Raw genomic sequence first — 16,982 nt, forward strand, 5'->3', positions numbered from 1 at the left:
AGGCTGCCTCAAAAGGGCAGCCTTTTTATATGCTTATTTGTTTGCCACATAGCCTCCTTTTTACGGCTCAAATTTTTTTTGGAAATGCCAATCCGTTTTTTATCTTCGCCTAACAAATGTTAGGTTATGGCTGAATCGTTGAACATCAATAGAAAAGACCAGATAGTAGATGCAGCCGCATTGCTATTTAAACAAAAAGGATATGTTTCCACCAGTATGCGCGATTTGGCAACTGAATTAGGTATAGAAGCAGCAAGTATTTATCACCACATTAAATCGAAAGAAGAACTTTTAGAAAGCATTTGTTTCGATATGGCCAATAAATTTATATCAAACGCCAAAGAGGTAAACGATATTTATTTTAACGCAGAAGAGCGTTTGCGCATGGCTATTAAATTACACATAGAAACCATTACAGAAAATCAAAACCAATCTGCTGTGTTTTTAAGCGAGTGGCGTAATTTAAGTGAGCCTAAATTGGGCTTGTTTAAGCAATTACGTAATCAATACGAAAACCAGTTTACCATTATTTTAATTGATGGCGAAAATGAGGATATTTTTGACCAGACAGACAAAAAATTTGCCGTGTTAAGTATTCTTTCAACTATCAATTTTGTAAACGAATGGTATAACCCGGAAGGTAAAATGAACGCTGCAGAAATAGCAGAAAAACTAAGTAATTTTATTATGGGTGGTTTACGCAAACGTTTGGTAACGGACGTATTATAGACCATAGCCAATAGACTATGGTCCATGGACTATCAACTGACAACTAAGAAAAAAATATATGTACGGAAATGCTTACATCGATCCAAACGAAAAACCCAAATCAATTATTGATGGGGAGGATCCAATTAAATTAGCTGAATTTGAAGCACGTATTGCACGTGGCGAAAAAATTGAACCAAGAGATTGGATGCCGCGTGAGTACAGAAAACAATTAATCAGGATGATTGAACAACACGGTCATTCAGAAATTATTGGTGCTTTACCAGAAGGAACATGGATTACCCGTGCACCCGGTTTTAAACGCAAATTGGCTTTAATGGCTAAAGTACAGGATGAAGTTGGTCATGCACAACTATTATACAGTGCGGCAGAAACACTAGGTAAAAACCGCGAAGCCATGATTAACGATTTAATTACTGGTAAATCAAAATATTCAAACGTATTTAACTATCCTGCATATACCTGGGCTGATGCTTGTATTATAGCCTGGTTAATTGATGCCGGAGCTATTATTAACCAAGTAGCCAATGCCAAAGGAAGTTACGGCCCTTATTGCCGTGCCTTAGATAGAATTTGCACAGAAGAAAGTTTCCATTTAAAATACGGACACGATAATGTAGTAACATTGGCTACAGGAACACCTACACAACGCAAAATGGTGCAAGAGGCATTAACCCGTTGGTGGCCACCTATTATGCATTTCTTTGGCCCAAGCGATAAAATTTCGAGCCATACAGAAATACTAATGAAGTGGAAAGTGAAGATGGCTACTAACGATGATATGCGTCAACAATTCTTAAACATGTATGTACCCAAAATTTGGGATTTAGGTTTAACTGTTCCCGATGCTAATTTGAAGAAAAATGAAGAAACAGGTAAATGGGATTATACCGAGCCGGATTGGGATGAATTTAAACGCGTAATCAATGGTGGTGGCCCATGCAATGCAGAGCGTTTAGCGGTGCGCAGAATGGCTGAAGAAAAAGGCCGTTGGGTGCGCCAGGCATTATTGAACAAGTCAGAAAAATATGTATTGCCATTAGCTTAAGACTTATTGATTATTTCGGGTTGAATATTAATTATGAAGAGTTAAAACAAATAATTAATAAAAAACAACACGCAATAGATAACACGTAATAATAAAGAAATGATAAACTCATTAGACCCGAGGATAGCGAGGGAAAAAATAGCAGAAGACAATACCATTGCGCCATTAACCGATATGGATAATTGGGAAACGTATGAAGTATTTCATCAAAAAAAACGTGGTGACCAACATGTACACGTTGGTATTGTGCATGCCCCTAATGCAGAAATGGCTTTACTTTTTGGTAAAGATCAATTTGGCAGACGCGGTATAACAGCTAATATTTGGGTGGTAAAAACCAGCAATGTTTTTTGTACCGAATACGAAGACCAGGATATTTTTGAAACTACGCCTGAGAAACAATACCGCGAAGCAGGTGGGTATAAAGTAATGGATAAGATTAATAAATATAAGAAAGAGAATAAGGCAGTTTAATCGCGAATTCAAATCTTACAATTTTAAGTACATGGAACACATCAAAGAATTATTATATAAAATGGCCGATGACCTTTTGGTATTAGGTCATAGAAACAGTGAATGGACAGGATTAGGCCCAATATTAGAAGAGGATATTGCTTTCTCATCAATGGCACAGGATAAAATTGGTCACTCACAAGCCTTGTTTCAAATACTGCATGAATTAGGCGAAGCAGAGCCGGATACGAATGCATTTATGCGTGAAGCAAAACAGTTTCACAATGCACAGTTGCTTGAGTTGCCAAACGATGATTATGATTTTTCAACCATACGTCATTTCTTGTTTGACCACGCAGACCAGTTGCGTTTTGATAACTTAGCCAACAGTAGTTTTGAACCACTGGCTAAGGTAGCACGTAAAATAAAAGGCGAGTTAAAATACCATGTTTTTCATGCTGATATTTGGTTAAACAAATTGGGCAATGGAAATGAGGAAAGCCATGCACGTATGCAAACGGCTTTAAATCATGCATGGAATTATGCATTGGGTATATTTGAAGAAAGTAAATTGGAGAAAGAGTTAATAGACAACAATGTATTTGAAGGTGAAGTATCTTTAAAAAATCGTTGGTTAGCCGTTATCACTCCTCTTATAGAAAAAGCCAATTTAAAAATTCCTGATGAAAAACACTGGGCACCTGTTTTAGGAGGCAGAACAGGTTACCATACAGAGCATTTAGAGCAACTGGTAAATGAAATGAGCGAAGTGTTTAAAATTGAGCCAAACGCTGAATGGTAAACAATAATTAAAGATAAAAACAAAAAGCTACTGTTGAAACAGTAGCTTTTTTGTTTTAGAAAAAGTAAACAAACAAATTATTAAAGGCCATTACCAATACTTTTCGCCACACAGTTTTGCCAATTCAATTTTAGCAACACATAGTTGGTATTCGAATTGTAATTTACTCAATGCGGCTCTTTGAATGCCATTGGCTGCGTAGTTTAAATCCAGATAAGTAGCTACACCATTCCTGTACCTTGATTGCGTTAACTCCAATACCGATTGTGCTGATTTAATCTGGCTTTCGGCATTCTTTAAGCGTTCCTCGTTACTGGCTACATCAGTAATAGCTTGCTTAATATCTTTACGGTATAAATTATTTAAACTTTGTAAACTGTATTCAGTTTGTTTTAACGATTGTTGAGCTACCGCCACCTGCGATTTGTTTTTACCACCACTGTATATAGGAACATTTAAGCTTAAGCCTGCTAGATAATTAAATCTGTTTTCAAAAATATCAGGTTGATAGCCGTTTTTAAAACCCGCATTGGCACTGGCATTAAGTGTTGGTGTGAGTTGGCGTTTATTGTATTTTACATCCAATTGAGCTTGTGTAATTTTGCTTTTAACCAAAGCGTATTCACTGTTTTGGCTTTCAGCTAATTTAATATAATCATCAATGCTGCCATTTTTTACGCTAAAGTCAAATTGAGTTAATTGAATACTTGATTTACCCGTAGTAAACTCCAGTAGGTTCGATTGTTTTTGCAGTAAGTTTTTTAAATCAACTTTGCGGTTTTCTTCGTTGTCAATACTTGCATCAATATTGAATAAATCAACCTTTAATGCATCACCATTTTTTAAACGACTTTCAATTACTATTTTATTTTGTTTGTAGTAATTAATAACACTATCCTGTATGGCAACAGCTTTTGTTAAATAAACCACATAGTAATAAATGTTGGCTACCTGTGCAGCCAATTGAACTTTATTGTATTGTGTATTTTGTTTGCTGTAGTTAAGCTCTTCCTTCGATTTTTCAACAGTGGATTTTAAGCGACCAAAATCAAGTAACACATAACTGGCAGCAATATTGGCATTGAAATTATTATTGGGCTGAAACTGCAATATACGTGTAACACCGGGCCCTACAGGGAATGAAGACTGACTAATAGGGTCAACATAATTATAACTAACCGACCCGTTTACGTTTGGCAGGTAATTGCTTTGTGTAGTTTTTAAACGTTCAGCCGTTATTAACTCCGCTTGTTGTAATTCTTTTAATTTGGGATAATAATTAAACGACTCATTGATGAGGCTCATTAACTCACTGTTTTGTTGCGCCTTTAAGTTGATAATGTTTAATAATAAAACAAATACGATGATATATTTTTTCATTGTTTGATAGTATATTTAATGCGATTCTTCGGCAATTTTTGCTAAAGTTTCTTTATTGGTTTTTTGGGTACGAAGCATGAATAAAAAAGGAATAGTTATTATAAAGAATAAGCTAATCAGCAGGAATGAATCAAGGTAAGATAATAAAAATGCCTGCCTAGTTATGGTATTGTCAATAGAGCGATAAGCCAGTTGCTGTGCATCTAAACTATTAAATCCCTTGCTTAAAAACATTTGGGTCGATGATGTTATTCTTTGCAACATTTCAGGATCGTTAGAAGCAGTATTGGCTATTAGGTCAGTTCTGTGTATGGCAAAACGTTGTATAACAAAAGTGTTCATCATGGCGATACCAAAGGCACCGCCCAACTGCCTTAACATATTGGTGAGTGCTATTCCGGAGGGCAAATCTTTTGGAGCCAAACCTACTACTGCTTGGTTAATTAAAGGAACCGTTAAACAGGCTGTTCCAATTCCTCTAAACAATTGAGGAATGGCAAACCATGCTCTGCTTGCTTCAGCAGTGGCTAATGATGATAAATAACCATGAATAATAAATGAAGCAAATCCAATAATTACATATACAATAGGAGGGGTTCCTGAGCCTAGTGTTTTACCAATAACAGGCATTAAGAATAAACCTATGATGGTTCCCGGAATAATAGATAAACCAGCTTCTGTAGGTGTATAACCCATAATCCGCTGAACCAATACAGGGAAAATAAACACAGAACCAAAGAGGCCGAATCCGCACACAAAAGTGAGAATATTACTGGCAAAAAGATTCCTGTTCTTTAGCACCTTTAAATTAATAATAGGTACTTCTACATGTAGCTGTCGCCAAATAAAAGTACCTAAGCCAGCTATAGCCGTTACCGTTAAAATTCTAATATTAGTATCTTCAAACCAATCGTCAGCCTGGCCTTTTTCCAATACATATTGCAGCGAGCCTACACCAATAATAAGCATCACAATGCCAAAATAATCAATATTGATAGCTTTTCGGTCAATGTTTAATTCATCCTCTTTTCTATCAATAAAAGTAATGGTAAGTATTGCGGCTAAAATGCCAAAAGGAATATTTATATCGAAAATCAAAGGCCATGAATAATTATCAACTATAAACCCACCTAAGGTAGGGCCAATAGTAGGGCCAAGTACTATACCCATACCAAAAATGCCTGAAGCCATGGCACGTTTTTTAGGTTCAAAAGCATCAAACAAAATGCCCTGCGAGGTAGAGAGCAATGCTCCTCCGCCTACACCTTGAATAAAACGCCAGGCCACCAACATCCATAAGTTATCGGCATTGCCACACATATAAGAGGCTATAGTGAATATGAAAATAGAAGTTAAGTAGTAGTTTTTGCGACCGAAAAAGCGTTGCAAAAATCCGGTCATTGGAATAATAATTACATTGGCAATGGCATAGGCTGTTACCACCCACGATGTATCTTCAATAGTGGAACCTAAGTTTCCGCTTATTTGCGAAAGAGCCACATTTACAATACTCGTATCAATCAGCTCCATAATGGCAGCCGATATGGTTGTAAAAACAATCATGGCCCGTTTTATACCGGTAGGATACATGCTAGTTTGTTTTAATATCGACAGTTACACTTAAACCGGCTTTCAAAAACGCTTTTACTTCTGCTATATTTTCAATGGATAACCTTACCGGTACACGTTGTGTTACCTTCACAAAATTACCCGTTGCATTGTCAGGCGGAAGTAAGGAGAAACGAGCACCTGTAGCATCGCTTAAGCTCATAATTTTTGCTTTTACTTTTAAGTTCGGATAACCATCCAACTTAATTTCAGCATCCATTCCTTCGTGTAAGTTTTCAATTTGTGTTTCTTTGAAATTAGCTGTAACCCAGTAATTTTCATTGTTTACAATGGTAAATAACGATTGTCCCGGTTGAACATATTGTCCCGGTTGTAAATTGGTTTTACCTACTTTGCCGGATGCAGGAGCTGTTATGGTAGTATAAGTTAAGCGTAATTGCGCATTGCTCAATGCTGCTTTTTTAGCAATAATAGAAGCGTTTACTTTTTCAATTTGTGCCTGACTGTTTCTTATTTGTGATTCGGCATAACTCACTTGGTCTTGGTTGGCACGGAATTGTTTTTGAGCAGTTTCATAATTAGCCTTGCTATCTTCCAATTGTTTACGAGTTATGGAGTTGTCTTTGAATAAACTTTGATCCCTTTCCAAATCAGCTTTGGCTTTGTTAAGCCGTACTTTCTGAACGTCTAAATTAGCTTCTACCACATGGCTGTTTACATTGGCACTTACCAGTTGTGCATTGGCGTTTGATAAATCGGCTTGTGCCGAAAGCACATCAGCTTTGGCTTGCTCTACTGCAATAACGTATTCACGTTTATCAATGGTTACCAATGTCGTTCCTACTTTTATAGTTTGGTAATCCTGAATGGCTATTGAATCAATATAACCAGCCAAACGGCTTACTATAGGAATGGCATTGGTTTCAATTTGCGCATTGTCAGTGCTTTCGTGTGTAAACGAATGATATAATTTAAACCCGCCAAAAATAGCTAAGGCTACACCCAGCGTACCAAAAATTAATAATGGGGCTTTTTTCTTTTTAGGTTGTGTTGTTGTTTCCATAAAATATTTTGAGGGCACAAAGTAAACTAGGTTGACTATAAAAGTCAAGTAGGTTGACTAATTATTTTTTATTTCTTAACATTGCAAACAAATAAGCTAGGTATTTTAGTAAATTTGAAATGGTTATGAAAACAATTGAATTAACGGGAAAAGAAGAAAAAACATTGCAGATGCATAACCCTAAAAATATAGGGCGCTTATTGAATATGTGGAAACGTTATTTTGATAACTGGGCCAATGAACAGCTTTTTGAGCATGGGTATAGCTATTTTAAAATGGGCTATATGCCATTTATTATGAATATTTCCAATACAGGCAGTACCAATAATGAAATTGCATTAAAAGCCAAAGTAACCAAGCAGGCAATGAGTAAAGTAGTGAAAGAGTTATTACAACATGGTATTATACGTGTAGAAAAACATGCAGATGATAAACGTGCTTCATTGATATTCCTGACCCCAAAAGGAAAAAAACTAGTGGTTGATACTAAAAGTTGTGTAATTGTTTTATCAGAAGAGTACAAAGAAATAGTGGGAACAAAAAACTTTGATATTATGATAGAATGCATGTTTAAAATAGTACAGCACCATGAAGCCAAAAATGAAGGCAAGCTATTACAAGTTTTTTAGACCATTTTAAACTACTTTTGTTTTATAATTTATGTTGACTGAACAAGAAATTTGGGAAGCTTTAGAGGTTGTTAAAGACCCTGAAATACCTACTTTAAGTATGGTAGATATGGGTATAATTACCAAAGTAGAGGTGCGTGGCGAAAGCAATGTGTATGTAGAAATGACACCTACCTTTACAGGTTGTCCCGCTATAAAAATGATGGAGAATATGGTGGCCGACAGATTAAAAGAAATTGGCATAACAACTGTAAACGTTAGTACTACTTTTGATACACCCTGGAATAGTAATAAACTAACAGAACGCGGTTTACTATGTTTAAAAAAACATGGTTTAGCTCCACCACCCAAACATCAGGGCGAAATTACCCATGAATTATTAGAAACCAGTGTTTGCCCCCATTGCGGAAGCGCAAATACCGAAATGAAAACACCTTTCGGTCCTACCTTATGTCGTTCTATGCACTACTGTAATAGTTGCTTACAGGCATTTGAACAGTTTAAACCTGTAGTGTAGGTTTGAATATTACTGCTATTAGCGTGTAATTGTTTTAAGCAAAGCTGTTGCTTCTTTTTGCTTTTTCCCTTTGTGTTTTATTAATTGCTTTAATACTTGCTTAGCCTCATTAATTTTATTTTGTTTAATAAAGTTGTTAGCCTTTAAGCATAAAATATCTTCATACAAGTATCCATTCGGATTGTCAACTATATTGCTTAGCCATATATAACAGCTGTCAAATTTATTTTTGTTATAGGCAATTTGTGCTTTGCTAAAGTTTGCCGAATCCAATTTGTATACCTGAAAAAATGAAACAGAATCGTTAAGCGTTAAGTTTAAATTATTATTGTTAAAAAAGGCAGCGTAATTGTTATTAGATAATGCAGCAGGAGTACTGGCGGTTTTATCTTTAAAACTTTTTGTTACTACTGTAAAATCAGTTTCTGCTTTTAATTTTTCCTCTGCTTTAGTTGCAGTAGCGTTAGAGCTTATTTGTTCAGGAACTAATACGATTTCCTTATTTGCCTCATCGTTATTTTTACCAGTTGTTGCTACATCGTCTGCAAATGCTAGTTGTTGTTCAACCACAGCAGGTGCAGGCTCGCTAATATTTCTTTTAAGTGTAATAATTTCTTCCTTCGGTTTACTGTTATTTTCTGCTAAAATATCAGATGCAATTTCATTTTTTATAACAGTATCACTTTGAAGAGCAACATTTTTTTCTTCAGTTAGTATAGGTTTTTTTTCTTCTTCTTTATTTACTTCATTCAATGCTACTTTTCCATGAGGTAGCTGTATATAGTTATAAATTAAAAGGCCAAAACTAATCATTAGCGAAGCCGCAATAGCCCAGTACCAATTGTTTTTACTAACCTGTTTTTTTGCATCTACTAAAATATCAATTTCCCGGTTAATGGTATTTACCTTTTGCATTAATTGAGATGGATTATCCATAGCATCAATTCCATCTTTAATATCGGCACATACCTCACATGTTTTCACATGTTTTTCCATGTAAATCATATCGGTTTTACTTATGCTTTTATTAGCGTAAGCTTCCCAAATAGTATTATTTATGCACGTGGTAGTACCCATATTAATAATGCTAAACCTAGTGTTATTCCTTTTTCCTCCAATAGTATTTTCAAATTGCGTTTGCCATTTTGTATATAGCTTTTTACTTCATTAACGGTATAGCCGGTTTGCTCTGCTATTTCAGTATAGCTTTTTTGTTTTAAGTAAAATAGTTCAATGCATTCCCGTTGTTTATCCTTGAGTGTTAAAATGCCTGCTTCTAAAGCCACTAATTTTTCTTCCTTTTCATGCTTGTCATCAGTATGATTCATAATGTTTGACAATTGCATAAAAAAACTTTCATTTTCTTCTTCCTGTTGGTCAATACTTACTAAAACATTGGGCTTACGCAGTTGAATCAGGCAGTAGTTTTTACACACCGTATGCAGCCAACTCTTAAAGTTATTTATCTGGTGGTTTTGTAAATCAATAAACAATTTTTCGAAAACACTCATGGTGGCATCGTGAGCCTTGTCTTCATCTTTTAAATATTTATAACATACTGCATAACACATTAAAGAGTGGCGTTTAAACAACTCGCCAAGTACCAGATTGTTTTTGGTGCTTTGGTACAGTATTACCAATTCTTCATCGTTTTGTATGTATGTTTTAGTTATCAAAAAAAACAAATATGAATTTTTTTTATGGAATATAAACGCTAAAAGTATCTATCAGGTAAAACCATTAAAAATTTAACACATGAAACTAAAAATGTTAAGTATGGCATTATTGTGCAGCACAATAATGTTAGCCGAAAATACCAGGCCTATTAAAGCAAAATTGCAAAAAGCAGTTGTTTACCTGCAAGGTGCTCATTTGTATTACAACGAAACGGTTAATTTATCTGTCGGTATCAACGATATAGTTTTTGAAAATATTTCGCCCAATATAAATGCTACTTCTCTGCAAGCCAATAGTAGGGAGGCTACCGTAATGGAAGTGAGGCATACTATTAAATATCAAGAAAGGCCAACAATAGTTAAAACATATGAAAGAGAAATAGCACATGTTTTAGACTCGTTAGAAGATTTTAAATTTTTAGCTACAGAGTTAAACAACAAATCGATTGTAGTAAGCACCGAGAAAAATTTACTGCTCAATAATAAACTAATGAAAGGAGAACTCATGAAAGATTCTTTGCTGCTGTTGCGGGAGAGCCTTGTTTTTTTAAGAGCCAAACTGAATGAACTATATGAGCAGGAACTAAAGATAGAAAAGAACAAAGCCAAGTGTAATAAAGTATTGAATAAATTAAATGAACGCTACGAATTGCTTATTAATTTGCAAAATAGCAATGGCGAAACAAACGAAGAAGAAGCGCAGCCAACCAATCAGGTGGTGGTAACTATTTTTGCTGAAACTGCAGGCCCAGCTCAAGTAAACTTTAACTATTTAATTGCCGAGGCTAGTTGGGTGCCTCAGTACGATTTGCAGGCAACTACACAAACCAATAACTTTCAGTTAAGGTATTTTGCTGATGTAGTGCAGAACTCAGGATTAGATTGGAAAAATACCAGCTTAACGCTAAGTACATCAAACCCAAATGAAGCCAATTTTAAACCAGAATTAACACCTTGGTACCTTAGTTTTTTAGAGTTTAAACAAACAAGAAGCATTAACTATTTATCAAATACATTAGTGCCTGTTCAGGCTACGGTAGAGTCAAAATCACAACAAACGACAACAGATAATGATGGTATGAAACGGGAGTATAATGCAAGTGCGAACGCTACCATTATAGAAAAACCATTAACCGATTATATTTATGTAACACAAAACCTGATTAGGATGGAATATGAAATAAAGTTGAACTATAATATTGCCAGCGATGGAAGATCACACAGGGTATTAATTAACCAGCGTTCGGTGCCTATGTTACTGGCTTTTGCAGCTGTTCCTAAATTAAGTGAAGATGCTTTTTTACAAGCAAAAATTGTAGGTTGGGAAGACCTGAATATTATACCCGGTAATGCACGATTATATTTTGATGGTACCTACGTTGGTGAAATGCTATTAGATGCCAGCAGCAATACTGATACATTAAGTGTAAATTTGGGAAGAGATAAAACAATTGCAATATCACGCAAAAAAATAAAAGAGAAATTTAAAGTGAAGTTTATTGACAACGAAAAAGTAGAAATACGTACCATAGAAATAGCCATTAGAAATACCAAAGGCATAACGGTTGAAATGGATTTGGAAGATCAGATTCCAATAGTGCAGGGAACAGAAGAGATTAAGGTAAATTTAATAGATAGCGATAAAGCAGAGCTGGATGAACCAACCGGTAAACTGAAATGGCATATAAAATTAGGAGCCAAAGAGAGTAAAAAAATTACCTTTACTTATGAAATAAGGTACCCTAAAAACAAGCCGGTAAACGGTTTGTAGGTTTAAACTAGAAACAGAAAGGACTTTTCAACTGATTGAAAAGTCCTTTCTGTTTTATAAGTTCAATATGTTAGTCTTCACTGGCTTTAAACAAAATCTCTTTTTCCTTTTTGCTTAAACTTTCATAGCCACTCTTACTTATTTTGTCTAATATAGCATCTACATCAGCTTGATTAGGTTTGTTAAAAGGAGCTTGTGGAGTTACATTACCTTTTGCTGCTTTGTGATGCACTTTAAGGTTTGATTTAGCCTTGGTTTTAAATATTTTTTTGATGCTTTCACTTACCTGATGCATGCCATTGGTAAAAGTATTATTGGTATACAAATATTTTATAAATAAGAAACCCGAAAGCGCCCCACCCAAATGGGCAATTCTGCCTCCGGGGTTATCAGTAGGAATATTAACTAAATCAATTAAAACAGATACAAGCGCAATATACCTTAACTGTAAAGGAATAATACCAAATAACAATATAGTATGACGAGGTAATAAAGTAGCAGTAGCCACCACTACAGCCAATACACCTGCCGATGCACCCAATGCATAAGAACCGTCTAAATTGGCATTGAATACAGGAAAAACATTATAAGCTAAAATATACAAAAGGCCACCAAATAAGCCACCAATAAAATAAGTTTGATATACGCGCGTATTGCCTAAGTATTCATGCAGCAACATACCAAACCAATACAACCAAAGCATATTAAAGAGCAAGTGTAAAAAGCCCGCATGAAAAAACATGTAAGTAACAATTCCCCAAGGCTGTTTAATAAAGTTACTTAGCTTGGCATACAGAAAAAAATATTGCTCTGCACCCGCAATAAGCGGAGTAGCCTGAAACAACCAAAACAGTACATAAGCCAAAGCAAAAACCAAATAAACGGCTACATTAATAGCAATAATACGTGTTACCGCATGATGGCTATTCAGCTTATATTTTATATCATCCATTAAAGACATACGTATATCTTAATAAAGAGTTCTTCTGTTTGTTTTGTTCCAGTATTTAATCAAAATAAAACCAAATAGCATACCGCCTAAATGGGCAAAATGGGCAACATTATCACCCGGGTTGTTACTGGCTCCCGAAAACAGTTCCAGCGCTCCCATTATAATTACAAAGTATTTAGCCTTGATAGGAATAGGAAAAAACAACATCATTATTTCCGTATTCGGAAACATCATACCAAAAGCCAGTAAAACACCATATACAGCACCACTGGCACCCACTACCGGAATATTAATAAGCAAATTGAGATTCGCTGCATTGGCGTCAGTAAAATTATATCCTTTGTTCAGTACTTCAGCCCCTTCGGTAATTACCTGATTAAATACATCAACAGGTAACAAACCTTTTAAATGGTTAAACTCAAAATACTTAACGGCTAAGTATAATAATGCGCCACCTAAGGCCGTTACTACATAATAAATGCTAAAGCGTTTCCAGCCCCAGAAGTTTTCAATGGTAGAGCCAAACATCCATAAGCTAAGCATATTAAAAAATATATGGTTCAGGCTACCATGCATAAACATATACGTTAATAACTGAAAAGGTTTAAAATTAACGCTGGTAGGGTAGTACAAGCCAAATATTTTTGTTAAATCAATTACGTTTCTATCTCGTAAAACGTAAGTAGCTAAAAAAAATAAGCCATTAATAATTAATAAGTTTTTTACCGCAATAGGTAATACATTATGGCTAGGTGGACGGTATTGTTTATACATTTTTATTTATTTTTTATTTAAACATATTGGCCAGTTCAGCCATGTTTAAAGTAAGTAAACAAGCTTTACCATCAGGCGAATATTTAGGTTCGCTGCAGGCAAAAAGTTCATCTACTAAACGGTTCATTTCATCATTGGCAAGCAAAGTGCCAGCTTTAATGGCTGCCTTTTTGGCTAAAATTTTGGCAATAAGCTCGTGTTTGCTTTCGCTTTGGCTTTTGTTGTTTTTATAGTTTCCTATTAAATCAAGCAATAATTCCTGCTCATTGTTGTATTGCATTTCGGCAGGTACACCATTTACCACAAAAGTATTTTTACCAAATTCATTTACATCAAACCCCAGCGTGCGTATCTCCGGCATTATTTCCAATAGTATGCTTTCATCAGCCGTATTTAAAGTAATGGCTTTTGGAAATAGCTTTTGCTGGCTGGCTATGGGTTGGTTTTGTATGGCTATTAAATATTTTTCAAACAATATACGCTCGTGTGCCGCCTGCTGATGAATCAATAACAAACCACTTTTAATCTGCGTAGCTATATACGTTTGCTGTATTTGTAAAAATTGCTGACCCGTTTGGTTTTCGTTATGGTTAATAAGCACCTGTTGTGTGTCAACATCATTATTTTCAGTTGGTAAATCACTTTGCGCTATTTTAAATAAATCTTCCCAATTGGTAGTTTGTTGTTTTTTAAAATTGCGGGCACTGGCATATTCCGTTTTAAACAATTCGTTTTTGCCAAAGCTGTTATTGTTAGCAGCAGTTTGTGTTTCGGGGCCTTGTATATTTTTAAAATGAGTTACTTGTTTGTTGTATAAATCAGTTTGTAAAAACTGGTTGTCATCGTAGCTGTTATCAAGCAAAGGGGAGCTGAAATTTTCACCCAATACCTTGCGGGTAATGGCTCGTAAAATCTGGTAAATATTACGTTCGTCCTCAAACTTAACTTCCGTTTTTGTAGGGTGTATATTTACATCTATTTTCGATGGTTCAATTTCAATATTAATGCAGTAAAAAGGGTATTGGTCTTTGGCAATAATATTTTCAAAACCGCTTACAATGGCATGGTTTAAATAAGCATCTTTTATAAAACGGCTATTCACAAAAATAAATTGTTCACCCCTGGTTTTTTTAGCTATTTCAGGCTTTCCTATAAATCCACTTACATTCATAATGGTAGTTTCCTCCGTAAATGGCAATAAGTTTTCTGTTTTCTTGTCGCTGAAAAAATCAATAATGCGCAGGTTTAAATCAGTAGGTTTTAAACTATGTATTTTATCATCGTTGTGAAACAAATCAAAAGCAATATGCGGATTAGCCAAAGCAGCCCTTGTAAACTCATCCACTATATGCCTGAATTCAACCGGGTTTGACTTTAAGAAATTTCTACGTGCAGGAATATTGAAAAATAAGTTTTTAACAGCAATGCTTGTTCCTACATTTTGCGCTATGGCTTCCTGTTTAACAATATGGCTTCCTTCAATTAAAATATAAGTACCAATGGTATCATCAGCCCTTTTGGTTTTTAGTTCAACCTGCGCTACTGAGGCTACCGAAGCCAGTGCTTCTCCTCTAAAGCCCATGGTTTTTATTTTAAATACATCTTCAATGGAATTAATTTTTGAAGTAGCATGTCTTTCCCAACACATACGTGCATCCGTTTCACTCATGCCTTTACCATTATCAATAACCTGTACCAATGCTTTTCCTGCATCTTTAACAATGAGTTGTATATGAGTAGCACCAGCATCAATACTATTATCCAACAGTTCCTTTACAATACTTGCTGGGCGTTGAATAACTTCGCCAGCAGCTATTTGATTGGCAACGTGCTCAGGTAAGAGTTTTATTATATCCGACATATTTATTAAACACAAAAAACCGATAAAATAAGCACAATATGAAATAAAGTTTATGCATATTTTTTGCAAAATAGATTGCTTCATTTTTTACTTTATTATATTTGACCATTAATCAATGAAATATTTAATAGTAGGTTTAGGAAATATAGGTGCTGATTATGCGCAAACGCGCCATAATATTGGTTTTGATATTGCCGATGTATTGGCACAAAAACACCAGGTTAGTTTTGATGTAAACAAGCATGCAGAATATGCTGTAGCAAATACCAAAGGACGACAATTACATATTATAAAGCCTACTACTTACATGAATTTAAGTGGTAAAGCAGTTCGTTTTTGGATGCAGGAATTGAAAATTCCTATTGAAAATATTTTTGTTTTGGTGGACGATTTAGCCATAGATTTTGGCAAACTTCGTATTCGTGGAAATGGTAGTGATGCTGGCCACAATGGATTGAAAAATATTACCGAAGTTTTAAATACCCAAAACTACCCAAGACTAAGATTTGGTATTAGCAACAACTTCCCAAAAGGCCGACAAATTGATTATGTATTGGGGCAGTGGAGCACCGATGAAAAAAAAGAAATACCATTTCTTATTCAAAAATCGGTTGATGCCGTGGAGTCTTTTGCCTTTAGAGGTTTAGCGCAAACCATGAATGAGTTTAATAAATAATGCGTTTATTTATTAACCATATTCCATTTGTAATTGAATCGTTAAACGATTTAAAAACAATTGATACAACCCAATTAAACAACAACCAACTAAAAGCATTTTTCTTTATTGAAAAATGGTATAAAGAAGAGCCCTTTACCTTTCATAGCTCAGGCAGTACAGGCATTCCAAAAGCATTTACTTTTGCAAAATCCGATGTTGTTTGGTCAGCTACGCAAACTATTGAGTACTTAAATTTAGTGGATGATAAACACCATTTTTTTATTTGTTTAGATATAGGTTTAGTTGCCGGGGCAATGCTTCTAGCACGTGCTATTTTGCTCAATGCTGATATAACTATTGTAAGTCCAAGTAGCAATCCATTTCAAGCTATAGATGTAAACCATGCGTACACCATAACCTCCTTAGTGCCTATGCAAATACAAGTAATTTTAGCAGAAGCAAATGGGGCAGGCATATTGAACAAATTTAAACATATATTATTGGGTGGAGCACCCATACATGCACAGTTAAATGCAGCTATTCAGCAGTTGGATTGCGAAGTATGGCACACGTATGGAATGACCGAAACCCTTAGTCATATTGCTTTGCGTAATATTAAACGTGATGCTGAATTTCATTTATTGCCAAATAATTTTATAGCTTTAGATGAACGCCATTGTTTAAAAATTAAAAATATAGTTACCCAAAATAAGTGGTTACAAACCAATGATATTGTAATTATAAGCAAGCAAACTTTTATGGTGGTTGGGCGCTATGATTTCATCATTAACAGCGGTGGTTTTAAAGTAAATGCTTTAAAGGTTGAAGAAGAAATATTGATTTATTTGAACCAGCAACAGATACAAAACGTAGTGTTTTTTATAAGCAGTATTCCTGATGATTTATTGGGGCAGAAAGTAGTTTTAGTAATAAAGCAAGGGGCTTTTGCCAAACAATTATTTGAAAGCCTGCAAACAGCTTTAAAGCAAGTGCTACATCCTTATGAGGTACCAAAGGAAATGGTAGAAGTACCTCGTTTTTTTTATACACTTAGCCAAAAACTAGATAGAAATAAAATTATGTTACAAATAAAGTAAACA

The 16,982-nt window shown here is 35.0% G+C and carries 17 protein-coding genes; 9 read left to right on the plus strand and 8 right to left on the minus strand.

The features are described 5' to 3' along the window. The first annotated feature begins 126 nt into the window (after positions 1–126). From V4538_07340 to paaC, 4 genes are all read left to right on the plus strand, one after another. Entirely contained in the window at positions 127–729 is a 603-nt protein-coding gene (locus tag V4538_07340) for a TetR/AcrR family transcriptional regulator (protein ID MES2380838.1), read from the plus strand. A gap of 58 nt (positions 730–787) precedes the next feature. Further along, on the plus strand, positions 788–1,777 hold the full coding sequence (paaA, locus tag V4538_07345) for a 1,2-phenylacetyl-CoA epoxidase subunit PaaA (GenBank protein ID MES2380839.1): 990 nt from the start codon (positions 788–790) through the stop codon (positions 1,775–1,777). A 99-nt stretch (positions 1,778–1,876) separates the two neighbouring features. Then, entirely contained in the window at positions 1,877–2,251 is a 375-nt protein-coding gene (locus V4538_07350) for a hypothetical protein (GenBank protein ID MES2380840.1), read from the plus strand. Positions 2,252–2,282: 31 nt separating this feature from the next. Next, the gene (gene paaC / locus V4538_07355; protein MES2380841.1) at positions 2,283–3,032 is read left to right on the plus strand and encodes a 1,2-phenylacetyl-CoA epoxidase subunit PaaC; all 750 of its coding nucleotides are present in this window, start codon (positions 2,283–2,285) and stop codon (positions 3,030–3,032) included. A gap of 90 nt (positions 3,033–3,122) precedes the next feature. Here paaC and V4538_07360 read toward each other — a convergent pair whose 3' ends face one another. The 3 genes from V4538_07360 to V4538_07370 are packed head-to-tail and all read right to left on the minus strand — an operon-like array spanning position 3,123 to position 7,044. Beyond that, positions 3,123–4,412: a TolC family protein gene (locus V4538_07360; protein ID MES2380842.1), complete on the minus strand. Its 1,290-nt coding sequence runs from the start codon at positions 4,410–4,412 to the stop codon at positions 3,123–3,125. A gap of 15 nt (positions 4,413–4,427) precedes the next feature. Then, positions 4,428–6,002 carry a DHA2 family efflux MFS transporter permease subunit gene (locus tag V4538_07365; GenBank protein ID MES2380843.1) on the minus strand — a complete coding sequence of 525 codons (1,575 nt, stop codon included), beginning with the start codon at positions 6,000–6,002 and terminating at the stop codon, positions 4,428–4,430. A gap of 1 nt (position 6,003) precedes the next feature. After that, positions 6,004–7,044: an HlyD family secretion protein gene (locus V4538_07370; GenBank protein MES2380844.1), complete on the minus strand. Its 1,041-nt coding sequence runs from the start codon at positions 7,042–7,044 to the stop codon at positions 6,004–6,006. A gap of 125 nt (positions 7,045–7,169) precedes the next feature. Here V4538_07370 and V4538_07375 point away from each other — a divergent pair, with 125 nt between their 5' ends. Next, positions 7,170–7,673 (plus strand): MarR family transcriptional regulator, encoded by a 504-nt coding sequence (locus V4538_07375; GenBank protein ID MES2380845.1) that lies wholly within the window; start codon positions 7,170–7,172, stop codon positions 7,671–7,673. 31 nt (positions 7,674–7,704) lie between these two features. Then, complete coding sequence (gene paaD / locus V4538_07380) at positions 7,705–8,190, plus strand: 1,2-phenylacetyl-CoA epoxidase subunit PaaD (protein MES2380846.1); 486 nt, start codon at positions 7,705–7,707, stop codon at positions 8,188–8,190. 18 nt (positions 8,191–8,208) lie between these two features. Here paaD and V4538_07385 read toward each other — a convergent pair whose 3' ends face one another. After that, the gene (locus V4538_07385; GenBank protein MES2380847.1) at positions 8,209–9,267 is read right to left on the minus strand and encodes a hypothetical protein; all 1,059 of its coding nucleotides are present in this window, start codon (positions 9,265–9,267) and stop codon (positions 8,209–8,211) included. Beyond that, complete coding sequence (locus tag V4538_07390) at positions 9,246–9,866, minus strand: sigma-70 family RNA polymerase sigma factor (GenBank protein MES2380848.1); 621 nt, start codon at positions 9,864–9,866, stop codon at positions 9,246–9,248. Before V4538_07390 ends, V4538_07385 begins: the two co-directional genes overlap by 22 nt. A gap of 79 nt (positions 9,867–9,945) precedes the next feature. Between V4538_07390 and V4538_07395 the strand changes: the two genes are divergently transcribed. Then, a complete protein-coding gene (locus tag V4538_07395) occupies positions 9,946–11,637 on the plus strand; it encodes a DUF4139 domain-containing protein (GenBank protein MES2380849.1) in 1,692 nt (563 codons plus the stop codon). A gap of 70 nt (positions 11,638–11,707) precedes the next feature. On the opposite strand, the gene V4538_07400 is transcribed toward V4538_07395, so the two are convergent. From V4538_07400 to mutL, 3 genes are read right to left on the minus strand one after another with little or no spacing between them, the layout of a single operon-like run. Further along, positions 11,708–12,589, minus strand: a complete 882-nt coding sequence (locus V4538_07400) for a rhomboid family intramembrane serine protease (protein ID MES2380850.1) — start codon at positions 12,587–12,589, stop codon at positions 11,708–11,710. Between the two features lie 18 nt (positions 12,590–12,607). Then, the gene (locus tag V4538_07405) at positions 12,608–13,363 is read right to left on the minus strand and encodes a rhomboid family intramembrane serine protease (GenBank protein MES2380851.1); all 756 of its coding nucleotides are present in this window, start codon (positions 13,361–13,363) and stop codon (positions 12,608–12,610) included. A 13-nt stretch (positions 13,364–13,376) separates the two neighbouring features. Beyond that, positions 13,377–15,224 carry a DNA mismatch repair endonuclease MutL gene (gene mutL / locus V4538_07410; protein MES2380852.1) on the minus strand — a complete coding sequence of 616 codons (1,848 nt, stop codon included), beginning with the start codon at positions 15,222–15,224 and terminating at the stop codon, positions 13,377–13,379. Positions 15,225–15,339: 115 nt separating this feature from the next. Here mutL and pth point away from each other — a divergent pair, with 115 nt between their 5' ends. Beyond that, positions 15,340–15,900 (plus strand): aminoacyl-tRNA hydrolase, encoded by a 561-nt coding sequence (pth, locus tag V4538_07415; protein MES2380853.1) that lies wholly within the window; start codon positions 15,340–15,342, stop codon positions 15,898–15,900. Beyond that, positions 15,900–16,979 carry an AMP-binding protein gene (locus V4538_07420; protein ID MES2380854.1) on the plus strand — a complete coding sequence of 360 codons (1,080 nt, stop codon included), beginning with the start codon at positions 15,900–15,902 and terminating at the stop codon, positions 16,977–16,979. Before pth ends, V4538_07420 begins: the two co-directional genes overlap by 1 nt. Positions 16,980–16,982 lie beyond the last annotated feature (3 nt).

It is taken from the genome of Bacteroidota bacterium, assembly GCA_040388375.1.
GTDB lineage: Bacteria > Bacteroidota > Bacteroidia > UKL13-3 > UKL13-3 > JAAFJM01.